The organism is Mesorhizobium sp. BH1-1-4 (assembly GCF_020165665.1).
Taxonomy (GTDB): domain Bacteria; phylum Pseudomonadota; class Alphaproteobacteria; order Rhizobiales; family Rhizobiaceae; genus Mesorhizobium.
Genome location: NZ_JAIUIN010000004.1, coordinates 348988 through 364526, shown reverse-complemented (window position 1 = coordinate 364526; position 15539 = coordinate 348988). Strand labels below are relative to the sequence as shown.

General features: G+C 61.4%; 14 protein-coding genes. 1 reads left to right on the top strand and 13 read right to left on the bottom strand.

Features of this window, described 5'->3' with window-relative positions; translation table 11 throughout:
- Window positions 1-41 precede the first annotated feature (41 nt).
- Window positions 42-734 carry a helix-turn-helix transcriptional regulator gene (locus tag LB569_RS10600; protein WP_224692186.1) on the top strand — a complete coding sequence of 231 codons (693 nt, stop codon included), beginning with the start codon at window positions 42-44 and terminating at the stop codon, window positions 732-734.
- Window positions 735-840: 106 nt separating this feature from the next.
- On the opposite strand, the gene LB569_RS10595 is transcribed toward LB569_RS10600, so the two are convergent.
- The 13 genes from LB569_RS10595 to LB569_RS10535 all read right to left on the bottom strand — a co-directional run bounded on the left by LB569_RS10595 (window position 841) and on the right by LB569_RS10535 (window position 15435).
- The gene (locus tag LB569_RS10595; protein ID WP_224692185.1) at window positions 841-1944 is read right to left on the bottom strand and encodes a polyamine ABC transporter substrate-binding protein; all 1104 of its coding nucleotides are present in this window, start codon (window positions 1942-1944) and stop codon (window positions 841-843) included.
- A gap of 35 nt (window positions 1945-1979) precedes the next feature.
- Complete coding sequence (gene aguA / locus LB569_RS10590; RefSeq protein WP_224692184.1) at window positions 1980-3086, bottom strand: agmatine deiminase; 1107 nt, start codon at window positions 3084-3086, stop codon at window positions 1980-1982.
- A gap of 265 nt (window positions 3087-3351) precedes the next feature.
- Entirely contained in the window at window positions 3352-4470 is a 1119-nt protein-coding gene (locus tag LB569_RS10585; RefSeq protein ID WP_224692183.1) for a Gfo/Idh/MocA family protein, read from the bottom strand.
- Between the two features lie 59 nt (window positions 4471-4529).
- Window positions 4530-5720, bottom strand: a complete 1191-nt coding sequence (locus LB569_RS10580) for a Gfo/Idh/MocA family protein (protein WP_224692182.1) — start codon at window positions 5718-5720, stop codon at window positions 4530-4532.
- A gap of 213 nt (window positions 5721-5933) precedes the next feature.
- A complete protein-coding gene (locus LB569_RS10575) occupies window positions 5934-6698 on the bottom strand; it encodes an ATP-binding cassette domain-containing protein (protein WP_224692181.1) in 765 nt (254 codons plus the stop codon).
- Window positions 6699-6708: 10 nt separating this feature from the next.
- Window positions 6709-7656: an ABC transporter permease gene (locus tag LB569_RS10570; RefSeq protein WP_224692180.1), complete on the bottom strand. Its 948-nt coding sequence runs from the start codon at window positions 7654-7656 to the stop codon at window positions 6709-6711.
- A 185-nt stretch (window positions 7657-7841) separates the two neighbouring features.
- Window positions 7842-8825: a substrate-binding domain-containing protein gene (locus LB569_RS10565; protein ID WP_224692179.1), complete on the bottom strand. Its 984-nt coding sequence runs from the start codon at window positions 8823-8825 to the stop codon at window positions 7842-7844.
- Window positions 8826-9038: 213 nt separating this feature from the next.
- On the bottom strand, window positions 9039-10034 hold the full coding sequence (locus tag LB569_RS10560; protein WP_224692178.1) for a Gfo/Idh/MocA family oxidoreductase: 996 nt from the start codon (window positions 10032-10034) through the stop codon (window positions 9039-9041).
- Window positions 10035-10065: 31 nt separating this feature from the next.
- On the bottom strand, window positions 10066-10950 hold the full coding sequence (gene purU, locus LB569_RS10555) for a formyltetrahydrofolate deformylase (protein WP_224692177.1): 885 nt from the start codon (window positions 10948-10950) through the stop codon (window positions 10066-10068).
- A 261-nt stretch (window positions 10951-11211) separates the two neighbouring features.
- Window positions 11212-11991 (bottom strand): 3-methyl-2-oxobutanoate hydroxymethyltransferase, encoded by a 780-nt coding sequence (locus LB569_RS10550; RefSeq protein ID WP_411970210.1) that lies wholly within the window; start codon window positions 11989-11991, stop codon window positions 11212-11214.
- A gap of 215 nt (window positions 11992-12206) precedes the next feature.
- Complete coding sequence (locus tag LB569_RS10545; protein WP_224692175.1) at window positions 12207-13172, bottom strand: hydroxyacid dehydrogenase; 966 nt, start codon at window positions 13170-13172, stop codon at window positions 12207-12209.
- A complete protein-coding gene (locus tag LB569_RS10540) occupies window positions 13172-13987 on the bottom strand; it encodes an HpcH/HpaI aldolase family protein (protein WP_224692174.1) in 816 nt (271 codons plus the stop codon). Before LB569_RS10540 ends, LB569_RS10545 begins: the two co-directional genes overlap by 1 nt.
- 11 nt (window positions 13988-13998) lie before the next feature.
- Window positions 13999-15435, bottom strand: a complete 1437-nt coding sequence (locus LB569_RS10535; protein WP_224692173.1) for an NAD-dependent succinate-semialdehyde dehydrogenase — start codon at window positions 15433-15435, stop codon at window positions 13999-14001.
- Between the last annotated feature and the right edge of the window lie 104 nt (window positions 15436-15539).

Sequence of the window (15539 nt, the reverse complement as noted above, 5' to 3'; positions counted from 1 at the left end):
ATAAGTTTGGGCGCTGGAGCGGCGGTGTCGCTGCTGCAGCCATGGCCGCGACGCCCGAAGAATTGTCGGCTCGCTTCACGGCGGCGGCGAGCGGGCTGCTTGGCTCCGACCGAGCCTATGTCGGGTTTTACCGTCGCGACATAACATCCCTGACCATCGACGATGCCGGCCCCGATCGCTGGAACCGCGACTACGATGCACGACTGTATCGCCAGGACCCCTTCTTCCAGAGGTTCGCCAGTACAAGGCAAGACTTCCTGTTGCCGTTATCGGCCCTCCGCAATGGCGACTTCCAGCGCACCCCCTACTATCGCGAATTCTTCGGACCTTCCGACAGTTTCGACGAGATTACCGGCGTGTTCAATCTCGACGGGCTGACCGCTGGCTACGTCACCTTCCTGCGGCGAAACGGGGCAGCACCTTTTGGCGAGCAAGACCTGGCGATCGCCTTGGCAACAAGTGGCGCGACAAGGCTCATTCTGCAAAGATTGCTTCACTTGTGTGGTTCTCGAGACAAGGGCATCGCAATCGGTGACGCCCACTCGCGGCTAAGCAGACGCGAGACTGAGATTGCACGGCATCTGATCGATGGCGGCAACGCCAAGACCATTGCGCGAAGCCTCGCCATTTCACCCGGCACCGTCCGCAACCACATCAAGCAGATCTATCGCAAGCTCGACGTACACTCGCAGGTCGAGTTGCTGGCGACCATCCGCGAAGCCGCTCAGGACTGACGGCTTCCGCGCGGCTCTGTCTTTTTGCTTTGACGCAATTCCCAGAGGAAAGCGCTGCGGGCTTTTTCCGGGGAAAACCGCTGCGCACTGTGTTGGTGGAATTGCTCTATTGTCCGGTCACGATGCGCGTCCACATGCGGTTTTGCGACCGCAGCAGCTTTGCGTCGCTGTTGTCGACCACGAACAGCCTGGCCTTGACGGCATCGGGCGGAAAGACGCCGGGATCGCTGGCTATTGCCTTGTCCATCAGAGGCAGGGACTCCGGTATCGCATTGGCGTAGGAGACATAGTTGGAGTTGGCCGCGGCGATATCGGGCCGCAGATTGAAATTGATCCAAGCCTGTGCGTTGTAGGGATGCGGTGCATCCTTCGGCACCGCCATCGTATCGAAGTTGATGAGCGTGCCCTCTTTCGGGATGGAATAGGCGATTTCCAGCTTCTTCACGGATTCCGCCGCACGGGTCCTTGCCTGGAGTATGTCGCCCGACCAGCCCAACACCACACAGATGTCGCCGTTGGCGAGGTCGTTGATGTATTTCGACGAATGGAAATAACGGATGTAGGGCCGCACCTTGCCCATCAGATCTTCGACCTTGGCGAGGTCGTCGGGACTGGTCGATTTGGGGTTGATGTGAAGGTAGTTCATCGCCATCGGGATGACTTCAGCAGGCGCATCGATCATGGCCACCCCGCAATCGGACAGCTTCTTGACCATTTCGACGTCGAAGATCATGGCGAAGGAATCTGTCGGCGCGTCCGGCAGCCGTTGCTTGACTGCGGCGACGTTGTAACCAATGCCGTCGGTGACGGCCATATAGGGCACGGCATGCAGGTTCTGCGGGTCGGCGCCGGCGATCAGCGCCAGGGCTGGCGGATCGATTTTCGAGTGGTTTGCAAGCTTCGATATGTCGAGTTCCCGGAAGGCCCCCGCCTTCACCTGGTTCTTCAGGAACGGATAGGCTGAAGGGTAGACCACATCATATCCCGAGCCACCGGCGAGCAGCTTGGTTTCAAGGACCTCGTTGCCATCATAGACATCGTAGCGAACCTTGATGCCCGTCTCCTTCTCGAATTTCTCGGCCGTGTCCGGCGCGATGTAGTCGGACCAGTTGTAGACGTTGACGATTTTTTCCGCGTCCGCCAAAGCAGCGCTTGCGCAGATGCTGCAAGCGAGCCCGGCAAGCAGGGTTGAGACGATCAGCGCACGCATGTGTTCTCCTTTTCGCTTCTGGTTTTCGGCATCCGTCAACGTCGATGCGGCGCATAGACCGGCAAGGTTATGCAGGCGACATTGCCGCCGCCGAGCAGGATCTCGCGCGAGTTTTCGATGCCGACTATTCGGTGGTCTGGAAACAGCGCGGCCAGCTTTTGCTTGGCCTTCACATCGAGATCGGAGCCGAACTGCGGCACGACCACGACGCTGTTGCCCGGATAGTAGTTGATGTAGCTCGCCGCGATGCGGTTTCCGGCCGGTCGTGCCCAGGTCGAATCAAGCCGGTCCACGCTGTCGCTTTCTTCAAGCGTCATCTCGATTGGCAAGGGATGCGGCAGTCGATGGACTTCCAGGGCGCGGCCCTTCGCATCACGCGCCGAACGCAGCACCTCCTCGGCTTCCCGCACGATCTCATATTGCGGGTCATCCCGATTGTCGGTCCAGCTCAGCACGACCGCGCCGGGGCGCACGAAACAGCAGACGTCGTCGACATGACCGTCGGTCTCGTCGAAGGCAAGGCCGCGTGGCAGCCAGATGACCGTATCGATACCGAGATAGTCGCCGAGCTGGCGCTCCACCTCGGCCTTGCCGAGATGGGCGTTGCGATTTCGGTTGAGCAGGCATTGCTCCGTGGTGATGAGGGTGCCCTGGCCGTCGCACTGCAACCCACCGCCCTCGGCGATCAGCGGCGCGCGGTAGCGATCCATATTCTCGATTTCGAGCACCTTTTGCGCCGCCAGATCATCCAGGTCCCATGGTGCATAGAGGCCGCCGTCGAAACCGCCATAGGCGTTGAAGGTCCAATCGACACCACGCACGTCGCCATGATCGTTGACGACGAAATTGGGACCGCTGTCGCGCAGCCAGGAATCGTTGGTGGACATTTCCACGACGCGCACATAGCCGGGCAATCGCGCCCTGGCATTCTGCCACTGGCGAACGGATGCCGCCACGGTCACCGGCTCGCTTTGCGCGATCGCCGCGGCGACATCGACGAACAGTTTTTGCACGGGCTTGGCGCCGAGCCGCCATGTGTCCGGTCGCTCCGGCCAGATCAGCCAGCAGCCTGACTTGGGTTCGAATTCGCCAGGCGCGCGAAACCCGTCCTGTCTTGGCTTTGTCGAGAGGGTACGGGGCATCTGGAGGACCGCCGGAAAATAGAGTGACGACTTGCCCGGATCAGACGTTTTTGGGGCCTTGTCCGTCAATGTCCCATTTGGGATATCGGTCTTTGCGCGCCGGCGGCGGCTGGCCCGTATTGCGGAATGGCATTGCCTTCCACGGCGATCGGCGGCGGCGTGATAGCTACTCACCCGCTAGATGTTTGATCCCACGCTTTGATGGATACCCGCTTCGCGTAGGGTCGCGAACGACGTTGCAACAAAATCCACGCGCGACCAACACTCATTCAACATCGCGCCAAGTCCCAGCCCTAGCCGAGCGGTAGATCGCTTCAACGGTGCGCTGCACTTCCAGCCCCTCCCGGAAACCCGCATGCCCGACCGTTTCGCCAGCAACGGCTCGCAGGAAATCGCGCACTTCGATGGTCTTGAGATCATTGAAGCCTATCTGATGGCCGGGCGCGACGCAAAACGCACCATATGGCTCGTGCGCGGGTCCGGCGAATATCTTCCGGAAGCCGCTGCGGCCTTTCGCGTCTGACGTGAGATAAAGATCGAGCTCATTGAAGCGCTCCTGACTGAAGCCAATTCCACCCCGCGAGCCCGAGACAGCGAAGTCGTGTTGCATCTTGCGTCCGGTCTCGATCCAATTGGCCTGGATGCAGCCGGTAGCTCCGTTCTCGAAACGAACAAAAGCGCGGCCAATGTCTTCCACCTCAACCTTGCGGCTTGTCTTCGATCCTGACGCTTCGGGACGCTCGGTTATGACCGTCCTGACGTCGCCCAGCACCTCGGCGATCGGGCCGACCAGATAGCGCGCTGTCGCCACCACGTGGCTGCCGAGATCAGCCAGCGCGCCGCCTCCGCCGGCCGGGTCGAGCCGCCATGTCCACGGCGCCTGCGCATCCGCCATATAGTCTTCCGCGTGGATGCCGTTGAAAGATCGCACCTCGCCGATTTCGCCACTCTCGATGATCTCCTTGGCGAGCTTCAGCATCGGATTTTTCAAGTAGTTGAAGCCGACTGCCGTGACGACGCCGGCCGCCTCTGCGGCAAGCGTCATTTCCAATGCCTCGGAAGCGCTCGGAGCAAGCGGCTTCTCGCAGTAAACGTGCTTGCCCGCCGCGATCGCGGCCAATGCCATTTCCTTGTGAAGAACGTTGGGCGCGGTGATGTCAACGATCTGGACATCGTCCCGCGCTACAAGTTCCCTCCAGTTATCGGTGGAGTCGAGAAAACCGAGTGCGGCCGCCGCGTGCCTGGCGCGGTCACCGTCGACGTCGGCCAGCACCACCCGATCGACCTTGATGGGAAGGTCGAAGACGTGATTGACGGCAGTAAAACCGAACGCATGGGTCCTGCCCATGAAACCTGAACCAATCAGGCCCAATCCCAGTCGCATTGCAGTGTCCTTCGTTCAAGCTTTGTCGCGGCGGCTAGCCGTGTGTTCCCACAGCGTGGTCAGATCACGAGCTTGCAGTCGCGCCAGATACTGCCCGCCTCGTGGCTGTCGGCACAGGCATCGACGAACTTGACCCCGCGCGCGCCGTCCGCGACGCTGGGGTAGTTCAGCAGGCCCGCAGATACGGACTGTCCGTTGCGGCGGGCTTCGATGGCGATGGCAAACTCGGTGTACAGGTTGGCCCAGGCATCCGAAAGCGCCTCGGGATGACCGCGTGGCATGGTGATGAGACGCTCGGCTTGCGTGACCATGCCCGCGCCGTGTCCGCGTACGAACACAGTCTCTGGCTGGTTCAGTCTGTTGAACCGGAGGAATTCCGGCTTTTCTTGATCCCATTCAAGTCCGGCCTTGTCGCCGTAGACCCTGATCCTGAGCCCGCAATAGTTGCCTGGGGCGGCCTGCGTGACCCAGAGCGTCCCCGGCACACCTCCTTCATAGCGAGTTTGCACGAAGGCGGTATCCTCCATCGCCTTGGGCGCACCGCACACATGAAACTCGGCCCGGCACTCGACCATTTCCAAGCCTGTAACGAAGTGGGCGAGATGGAAAGCATGCGTGCCTATGTCGTTGGTCGCCGAGGCACGACCCATGCGCTGGGGGTCCCGGCGCCATCGGGCTCCCTTGAAGTTCGGATCATCCGGTTCGGTTGCCCAGTCCTGCATGTACTCGACATGGATTTGCCGCACACGGCCAAGCTCGCCCGCCAGCACCAGCTCGCGCGCCTGTCTGACCATGGCGTGCGAGGTGTAGGGATAGGTTACGCCAACGACAAGGCCTGTGTCTTTTTGCAGCCTGACGAGTTCAAGAGCGTCCTCGACCGTCGTGGTGAGTGGCTTGTCACAGATCACGTCGATGCCCTTCTTCAAAAAGGCCTCGGCGATGTTCTTGTGGGTCCAGTTCGGCGTCGAGATGACGACCGCCTCGATGCCGTCCGCAAGCGCAGCCTCGCGCTGTGCCATCTCGTTATAGTCAGTGTATACGCGCTCCAGCAGCCAGTCGCGACCGGAAGCCAGGGCTATTTCCGGGTCGGACGAAAGGGCGCCGGCCACCGCTTGCCATCGATTGGAGAGGCGCGCGCCCATCGCGTGAACCTGGCCAATCAGGGCGCCGCGCCCGCCCCCGACAAAGCCCAGCCTGAGCCGGCGCGTGATCGGTGGAAATCGCGTTTCATCGGATGCAACAAGACTCATGTGTCGGTCCCCTCCCGGTTGGTGCGAGCCACGTCGCAAGGAGGTGGCCTGTTGGTTACTGTCTGAAACCGGCGACTTCCCCTGCCAGGACAAAGTCCGAATTCGAACCTGCTCCGGGCCCGCCCCCATTCGGCTATCGAGGGGGCGCTCGGTCGCACGCTTCAAACGACGGAAGAGGCCGTCCCTTGCCGGCTTGACCTGGAGATCCGCACCTTATGTGCGAATCACGTGATCGGTGAGTTCTTCGATGGTTGTGTCCTTCTTGGCGGCTTCGAAGACCTTGGTCCCGTGGCTCATCACGACGAAACGGTCGCAGACCATATAGGCGTGGTAGAGGTTGTGGGTGACAAGGACGCTGGACGTGCCGTCGCGCTTCAGGTCGCGTACATAGGCTAGAAGATGCTCGGTCTCGCGGACCGACAGCGCTGAGGTCGGCTCGTCGAGCAGAAGGATGTTGCGTTTGAAGTGGACAGCGCGGGCAATTGCCACCGCCTGCTTCTGGCCGCCCGAGAGGAAGCCGACCTCTTTGTCGGGGTCGTCAATGCCAGAGATCTGCACCGCGCTGCCGAGGATGTCGATCGCTTTGTCGCGCATTGCCTTATGGTCCATGAGGCCGAAGCGCCTGGTCAATTCACGCCCCATGAAGATGTTGCGGCTGATCGACATGGAATCGACCAGGGCAATGTCCTGGTAGATCGTCTCGATGCCCGCCGCCTCGGAGGCCGCGCGGTTGCGTATTTCCGTCTTCCTGCCGCCGACGTAGATCTCACCCGAGGTCGGAGGATTGATGCCGGAAATCATCTTGACCAGGGTCGATTTGCCAGCGCCATTGTCGCCCAGAAGTCCCACGACCTCGTTGCTGCCGATGTGGAAATTCATGTTGTCGAGGGCGAGGAACGAACCATATTTCTTGACGATGTTGCGCGCTTCATAGAGCGGTGTGCCGGTGTCGGCGTCTGCCTTGCTCAGCATACTCATCTTCCCTTCCTCAGCCTCGCACCCGGCGGACCGCGGTGTTCATGACAACCGCCAGCACAATCAGGGCCCCCACGAACATGTCGAAATAGAAGGCCGGTGCCCGCAGCAGCAGCAAAACATCCTGAATGGTGAAAACCAGCGCAGTCCCCAGCACAATTCCCAGGATGGACCCGCGGCCGCCGGTCAGGGCAAAGCCGCCGATCACGCAAGCCGCGATTGTCTGCAATTCCATGCCCAGGCCGCCGCCCGGCTGAATGGAGCCGACGCGCGACGCCGCCACGACACCCGAGAAAGCGGCCATGAACCCAGCCAACGCGAACGCGACAGTCTTGGTGCGCACCGGATTGATGCCGATGGCGACGGCGGCGTTGCGGTTGCCGCCGACGGCATAGAAGTGGTTGCCCAGCCGATGATGGTGGAGGAGAAAATAAAAGATCACGGCAAAGACGAGAAACCAGATCATCGAGGCATGAACGACGCCGACCTCGCCGCCAAACAGGGTAGCGAACGGTTCGGTCGGCTTGAAGCGCAACGCCGATGAGCCATGGACAAACAGCGTCGTTCCCTTCCAAAACAGCATGCCACCCAGCGTGGTGATGAACGAAGGTATGTTGAACTTCAACGTGATGAAGGCGTGCACGATACCGATCAGCACGCCCAGAGCCAAAGCGAACGCCAAGCCCATGAACGGCGCTAGCGCGCTGCTGGGATCGGCGGCGATGTCACCCATGAAATGGTTCGAGACCTCCGCGCAAATGATCGACAGCAGCGAATATTGCGCGCCCACCGAAAGGTCGTACTCGCCCGCGATCATCAGGATGCCGACACCCAGGGCCATGATGCCGGGCACGGCGATCGACTTCAGCGTGACAGAGATGTTGGCCGGCACCAGGTAGCGAAAGGAATCCGGGAACAGCAGGGCAGCGATGATACAGACGATCTGCACCAGGATGAACATGACCGCAATGCCGCCTTCGGGGCGATCGCGGATCCAGTCGCCGAGCTTGATGGTCAGCGGGCGCTTGGCCCGCGCCGCGATGGCCTTTCGGATATGGTCGGACTGGGTCAGTGTCATCTTGCCCTCACGTTGAATGGGTCCTGCCGCCGGCAGCCGCGAGGGCCGCCGGAAGCGTCAACCTTGGTCTAGCGGACGGGACCGGCCCATTTCTCGGCAAGCTTATAGTTGGTCTTGTCTATGAGGCCCTTGCCGCCCGTATCCATCTCCGAGGGGTAGAGACCGTATTTCAGATAGAGGGCAAGCTCGGTCACGGCGTAGTAGCCCTGGCTGTAGGGCTGCTGATCAACCGCTGCGGTAAGTTCGCCGTTGGCGATGTTGTCGAGAATTTCCTTGGAAACGTCGAAGCCCGCGGCCGGGATCTTGAGGCCCGCGTCCTTGATTGCCTGAACGGCTTGGCTGGTGGGCGTTTGGCCAAGGCCGACCACGGCGGCGGTGTTGGGATGACCCAGCAGGTACTGGGTCATCAGATTGAGTGCCTGGGCGTGGTCGTTGCCAGTCCCGAGGATCTCGGATGTCGCACCGATCTCTTCCAGGGCCTTCTGCACGCCGGCATGGCGCTGCACGGCGTAGGTCGCTTGAGGTGCCTCGACGGGCGTGAACACGACGTCGCCCTTCTTCAGATGATGCTCCTCGATCATGCGCTTGCCCAGCACGTAGCCGGCATCGGCGAAGTTCTGGCCCATGAAGGCCAGCCGGCACGTGGAGCCCGCCGCGCCGTGGCGGGAGTCATCGATGTTGAAGGTAACGACCGGAATGTTCTGCTTCATGGCGTTGCACAGGACGTCGATATAGGCATTGTCATCGGAGATGTTGACGGCGATGCCCGTGACCTTGTTGGCAATGCCGGTCTCCAGGATGCCAAGCTGGTGCTGCTGGTCTTCCTCGCCGAACTGGACGTCGAGGTTGACGCCCTGCTGGGCGGCAGCATCCTTGGCGCCGCTGATGACCGCCTCGAAGAATGGGTTGGAGGACTGCGACCAGGGCACGAACAGGATGTTGATCTTCGACCATTCGTCCTTGTGATCGGCATCGGCCGCACGGGCCGCCGGCGCCAGGCCAAGCATCATCGACAGCGCGATGGTCGCGCCAATTGCTTTGCTGATTTGCATTCAAGTTCCTCCCAGAGACGCCCCGAATCCCGCTCGTTATGGCGGACCTCCGTCGAGGCATTTGTCGGCTCAGAGCCAGCTATGAGGAAATCACAAACGACATCTTCTTGCAACAGAAATTTCTAATACAAAACCTTTGCAACATACATTGAAAATCTTTCCCGTCGGCGGCATGCGCCCTGTTTGCACGGATCAAGATAAGGGCGCCGCCTCCTATCCCGAGAGGGATGCGTCCGGCGCGATCTCCTCGCGCGCGCCGCTGGCAAGCGAACGAAGGGCTGCTTGCGCGATCAGGGTCGCGACATAGCCATCGAGCGCGCCTGCGCCGCTTTGCGTCTTGCCGCCAAGGTTCCCTATCCAGGCCTGGAGTTGGAGGCGATAGGCATCGCTGAAGCGGCCACGCCAGTCACCGGGGAACATGCGCGCCTCCCCGCCTTCATTGCGCACGAGGTTCGGCGCGGGCCGGCCAAGCTCGACGGTGCCGTTTTCGCAGACCAGTTCAGCGCGGATGTCATAGCCATAGCCGGCGTTCATGAAGAGCTCGATGTCGACCATCACGCCATTAAGCATTTCGAGAAGCAGCAGGATAGGATCGCGCAGCGTTGCGCTGGCCTTGCTGGCTGATTGGAGGGCAGTGACCGCAACGGCCTCGACACCCAGCAGCCACCGCACGATGTCGAATTCGTGCACCGCGGCATTTGCAATAGACATCTCAGGCGTAAAAAAACCTGGTGCCGCGACGTTGCGGTGGGCGCAATGCATGAGCAGCGGGCGTCCCAGCCGCCCCGAGGAAAGTGTTGCGCTCATTGCTGCATAAGCGGGATCGAACCGCCGCATGAACCCGACCTGGATCATGCGGCGACCTGCACGGTGCTCGGCTTCGATCAATTCGCGGCATTCGGCCACCGTGGGCGCAAGCGGCTTCTCGCACAGCACGGGTTTGCCGGCTCGCAGGCAGGCCAGCACCATTCCGGCATGGGTATGATCGGGGGAAGCGACAATCACGGCCTCAACCGCCGGATCCTCGACAAGGGCAAAGCCGTCAGTGAAATAACGGTGCGCTTCGTGGGTACGCGCGACCTCGCAAGCGCGCGCCTCGTCGGGGTCTGAAATGGCTACGAGTTTGGCGCCGCCGACCTGAGTGGCGAGAATGCGGGCATGGTCGGCGCCCATGACGCCGGCACCGATAATGCCGATTCCGAGACTCATTCAGTCCCCCATAAACCAACCTTGCGTGCGGTCATCCCATTCGCTCCGAAGCATAAGAACCCGGCGACGGCGGAAAGACGACCGTCTTGTTGCCATTGAGAAAAACGCGTCCGTGAATGTGGGCATGGATGGCGCGGGCGAGGACTTGAGCCTCGACGTCGCGGCCGAGGCTGACATAGTCCTCGTTGGATTGAGCATGGGTCACGCGCACCGTATCTTGCTCGATGATTGGGCCTTCGTCCAAGTCACCGGTCACGTAGTGCGATGTGGCGCCGATCAGTTTCACCCCCCGCTCGTAAGCCTGTTTGTAAGGGTTCGCGCCCTTGAACGAAGGCAGGAACGAGTGGTGGATGTTGATGATCCGGCCCGACATGGTCCGGCACATGTCGTCTGACAGGACCTGCATATATCGGGCCAGCACGACCAGCTCGGCGCCCGTTTCCTCCACAATGCGCATCTGCTGCGCCTCGGCCTGGAGCTTGTTGTCCTTCCTCATCGCGATGCAATGGAATGGAATATCGTGATTCACAACGACCTTTTGGTACTCCATATGGTTGGAAATCACCGCCACGATATCGATTGGAAGAGCACCGATACGCCAGCGATAAAGCAGATCGTTAAGGCAGTGCCCGAAGCGCGAGACCATGATGATGACCTTGCGCTTGATGGCCTCGTCGAAGAACTGTGCCTCCATGCCAAAAGCGGACGCAATCGCTTCGAACCCTGTCCTGAGGTCTTCAAGGCCGCGATCGCCTTCGGAGCGAAAGCTGACCCGCATGAAGAAATTTCCGGTGTCGACATCGTCGAACTGGGCACTGTCGGTGATGTTACAGGTCTGATCTGCCAGGAAAGTGGAAATGGCGGCAACGATCCCCCTGGTTGAGCGGCATTTCACACGAAGAGCAAAGTTGGACATGATATTCCTTGGCAGCTTGATATCGGGGGCCCGTGTCGAAGGCGGCGACGTGGTCAGGGTGGACATTGATCGCAATGGACCTGACCTGCTTCGGCAGCTCGCACCCCACCTTTCCGGCGGCGGAGCTTATGCGAGATCGCGATTTCGTATTGAGAAAAGCACTCATCCAATATCACACCTGAGGCGCACAAGTTTCCGCACCGCATGGGCGGCAGGCAAGCGAACCAGCATGGCGGCGGCGTGAACCTTCAAACCCCGCGCTCAAAGGTTGACCTGCTCCACGAACTGGACATATTCGCTCTCCTGCATCGCGACATTGTGGTTCGGGGCCGGGTAAGCACCGGCGTCAACGTCAGTGACGAACTCCTTGAAAGCCGCGATCCGCTCTTGCTGAAGCCGAGCATATTCGGCTGCAAAGTTGCGGTAGGTTTTCGCATGACGCGGCTTGTGGCCTTCCGTATGGCCTAAAACATCTTCGGCGAACAGATACTGGGCGTCAGCGCCCGGTCCGGCTCCCATGCCGAGCATGATCATCGAAGTGTTTCTTGAAATGAATTCGCCAAGCCGATCCGGCACGACCTCGAGCTCAGCCCCGAAGCAACCCACGCTTTCAAGTTGCTTTACCTGCCGCCATATCATCAAGGCTTCCGAGGCCGTCTTGCCGACGGCACGAAAGCCCGTCCAGGTGATGTGGGTTGGGACAAGACCGACATGGGCAACGATCGGCACCCGGTTGTCGCAAAGCACCTTTTGAATGTCGTAGGAGGCCGCACAATAGAAGCAGTCGCCTCCCATCGCGGCAAAGTGAAAGGCGGCGCGAAGATAATCCTCCGCAGTGACGAGTCTGTTGCCCTCGACTGTTCCGGAGGAACCAAATGGCAGTCCGACCTGCACGAAGCAGTGCCCAGCGGCCTCGCGCATTGCGGGAGAAAAGAAGCGGCCCTCGATCGACAGCAAATGGATTCCGGCCTCGGCGGCAGCTGCAGCCTCATCCAGCGTTGTGACGTAAAGCATTGAGATCTTGTGCCCTCGCGCCTTCATGGCGCGAATGTCAGCGACAGTTGGGCGGGTATTTTTATGAGCCAAGGATGCACCTCGTGGATGGCTGGAGGGATGTTCCTGCAAGGGACTTGTGTGTCGTGCTGCCTGAAATTTCAGCGTGTCCGGCATTTACCGAAATGAATTGGTCGTACCGCCACAGACTGCCTGAGAGCGAGCTGCTCGCCGGACTGGCGCGGTCACCCTTGTCGAGCCGCTCACCTGCCGTTGAGCCGGGCATTGTTGACCACAAGCGACCGGTCGATCTTGCCGGCGAAGAAATCCAGTACATTCTGTACCGACGAGATGGCCATCCTCTCTCCACACTCCGCAGTCAGGCCGGCGATGTGGGGCGTCAGTATCACCTGGTCCAGACCAAAGAGCGCGTGCTCGAGCGCGGGCGGTTCATCGTCGAACACATCAAGACCGGCCGCGCCGATGCGGCCGTCGCGCAAGGCCACGCCCAGTGCCGCTTCATCCACCACACCGCCGCGAGCGGTGTTGATCAGGATCGCCCCGCGTTTCATCACAGCGATCTCGTCAGCGCCGATGACCGGCTCGTCGGCTTTGGGCACGTTGACCGAAACGGCGTCGGCCCATGCCAGTCCCTGCGCAAGGTCGCCCTGCGAAATAACAGACCCGGCTGGCCAGCCCTTTTGGTACAGCAAAGGATCGTGCGCCCGCACCTCCATACCAAATGCGGCGGCCATGCGCGCCAGATGCCGACCGATGCGGCCATAGCCGATGATCAGCAGCCGCTTGCCGAAGAGTTCCTGTGCCTCAAGGCTGTTGCGCCAGCCCCAGTTGCCGTCGCGCAGGGCCCTGTCAGCACGGACAAGCCGCTTGCTTGCCGCCAGCAGGAGCATCATCGCGTGCTCGGCCACCGACACCGAATTGACGTCACCGACGATCGCCAGCGCGATGCCACGGCTGTTGAGCGACGGCAGGTCGACGGCGTCATAACCAACGCCATGGCGTGAGACGATCCTGAGTTTCCTCGCACGGGCGACTGTCGCACCAGACAAGGGCTGTGTGCGAAGGACAAGCCCCTCGGCCCGATCGACCAGGGGCGCGTAGCTCGGCTCTGACACGTCCTCAACGTAGTCGTAGGTGACGTCTGGGGCGGCATCGAGAAGGGCAATGCCACTTGGATGGAGCCTGCCGGCGACCAGGACATGTGGCATCAATAGGTTCCTTTGCCCGACGGGGTCGCGGCCACGTTCTGGCCGGTCAGGTCGCGAAAGCGTGACACACTGTGCAAGGCCGCCGCGGCAAGCAGACGCGAATCCCCGGACACGGTTGTCATGTCGTAGCCCCATGCGACGGCCCGCGCGGCATAATCGGGCGTGCCGCAATGCAGTGCCGAACGCTTGCCGAACTTCTTGCAGGCCGCCACTATGGTCTGCAAAGCCTCGATCATCTCCGGCTCCTCGCGGTCGAAGGCGGGGGCAAGCCGGCCCTGGTGCAAGCTGAATGTCAGATCCGCGGGGCCGACATAGACCCCGTCCAGCCCAGGCGTTGCAACAATCGCCTCGAGATTGCGCATCGCCTCGGCGGTCTCGACCATAGCGAGGGCCAGGATTTCGTCATTGGCTTCCGCGGCGTAGTTCGCGCCGGCCGAAAAGTTGGCGCGGGTGGGCCCGAAACTGCGCTGACCGGCCGGCGGATAGCGCAGATAGCTGACGAATTGCGCCGCCTGTTGCGGTGTGTTGACCATCGGGCAGATCACGCCATAGGCGCCGGCATCCAGCACCTTCATGACGATGCCCGGCTCCAGCCAGGGCACGCGCGCCATTGGCACGACGCCAGAGGCGCGCATGGCCTGGAACATCGGCAGAAGCATCGAATAGTCGAGCGCGCCATGCTGGAGGTCGATGCTGAGGCTGTCATAGCCCTGCGCGGCCATGATCTCGGCCGTGAAGGGGTTGCCGATCGACAGCCAGCCGTTGACGGTAGGCTGGCCAGCGGCCCAGATCTGTTTGAGCTTGTTCTTGATCAATCCAGCCTCCGTTAAAATACGATTTGGGCGAGCTTGGTATCGAGGTAGTCGCCGATACCTTCGAGGCCGCCTTCGCGGCCCATGCCCGAATATCTCGTGCCGCCGAAGGGCGCTTCGGATGCCGCCAGCGCAAAGCTGTTGATGCCGACCATGCCCGATTTGAGCTCGGCGACCGCGCGACGGGCGCGTTTGGGGTTGCGCGTGAAGGCATAGGCGGACAGTCCCATGTCGGAAGCGTTGGCGCGCTCAAGCACCTCGTCATCGGAGGTGAACCGGGTGACGGCAGCGATCGGCCCGAAATTCTCTTGTGAGAACACCGGCATCTCGTCGCTGACATCGACCAGCACCGTGGGTTCATGGAAATAACCGTCGTTGAAGGCGCTCGCACGCCGCCCGCCAGCAACGATCCTGGCGCCCGCATTCTCGGCCTCGGCGATGATGCTCTCGATAACGGCCAGACGATTGGCATTTATGAGCGGCCCCATCTGGACGGAAGGGTCCAGTCCATTTCCCAGCTTCAACGCCTTGGTGCGCTGCACGAAGCCGTCGACGAAGGCGTCGTGAATGCTGTCGTGCACGAAGAAGCGGTCGGGTGTGACGCAGACCTGGCCCGCATTGGCGTATTTGGTCGGCACCGAAACGTTGAGGGCGGCCTCCAGGTCGGCATCGTCGAACACGATCAGCGGCGCGTTGCCGCCAAGCTCCATCGACACTTTCTTCACCGTGTCGGCGGCATCGCGGATCATTTGCTGGCCGACACGGGTCGACCCGGTGAGAGACACCTTGCGGACCTGCGGCGAGGCCATGATCGGCGCATAGGTCGTGCCGGTTGGGCCAACCACGAGACTGACCGTGCCGGCGGGAAGGTTGCCGGCGCGAATGCAGTCGACAATAACCATGGCTGTGCCGGGCGTCTGGCTTGATGGGCGCACGATGATCGAGCATCCGGCAGCGAGCGCAGGGGCGACCTTGCGGGCAACGAGGGCGGCGGGAAAGTTCCAGGCCGTGAAGGCCGCGACGGTCCCTATCGGCTCGTGCAGGACCTCGAAACGACCTCCGGGAACGCGGCTTTCGACGACGCGCCCATAGATGCGCCGAGCCTCTTCGGCGTACCAGCGGAACTGGTCGACAGCGAGGCTCCATTCGCGCTCCGACTGCGCGATCGGCTTGCCGGTCTCGGTCGAGATCATGCGTGCGCCTTCCGCCTTGCGGCGGCTCATTTCGTCGGCGACGGCATGCAGGACCTCAGCCCGCTCGAAGCCGGTGCGGCCTCTCCAGGCCAATAGACCGCGAGCGGCACTTTCAAGCGCCTCCTCGGTATCGGCACGCGTCGCGACCGGGGCGTCGCCTACTGGCTCTTCGGTCACCGGGCTCACGACCGATGTCGTTCCCCTGCCCTCGGCGGCGCGCCACTGGCCGTTGATGAACAATCCAAAGTCTTGGTACATGGATCTACCTTGCTTGCATTGGCGGGAGCACCTTCCGTCTACCTTCACGCCTCCACCATCATCAGCAGCGGCGCTCGTCATCGGGCACATCAAAGACAGCAAAA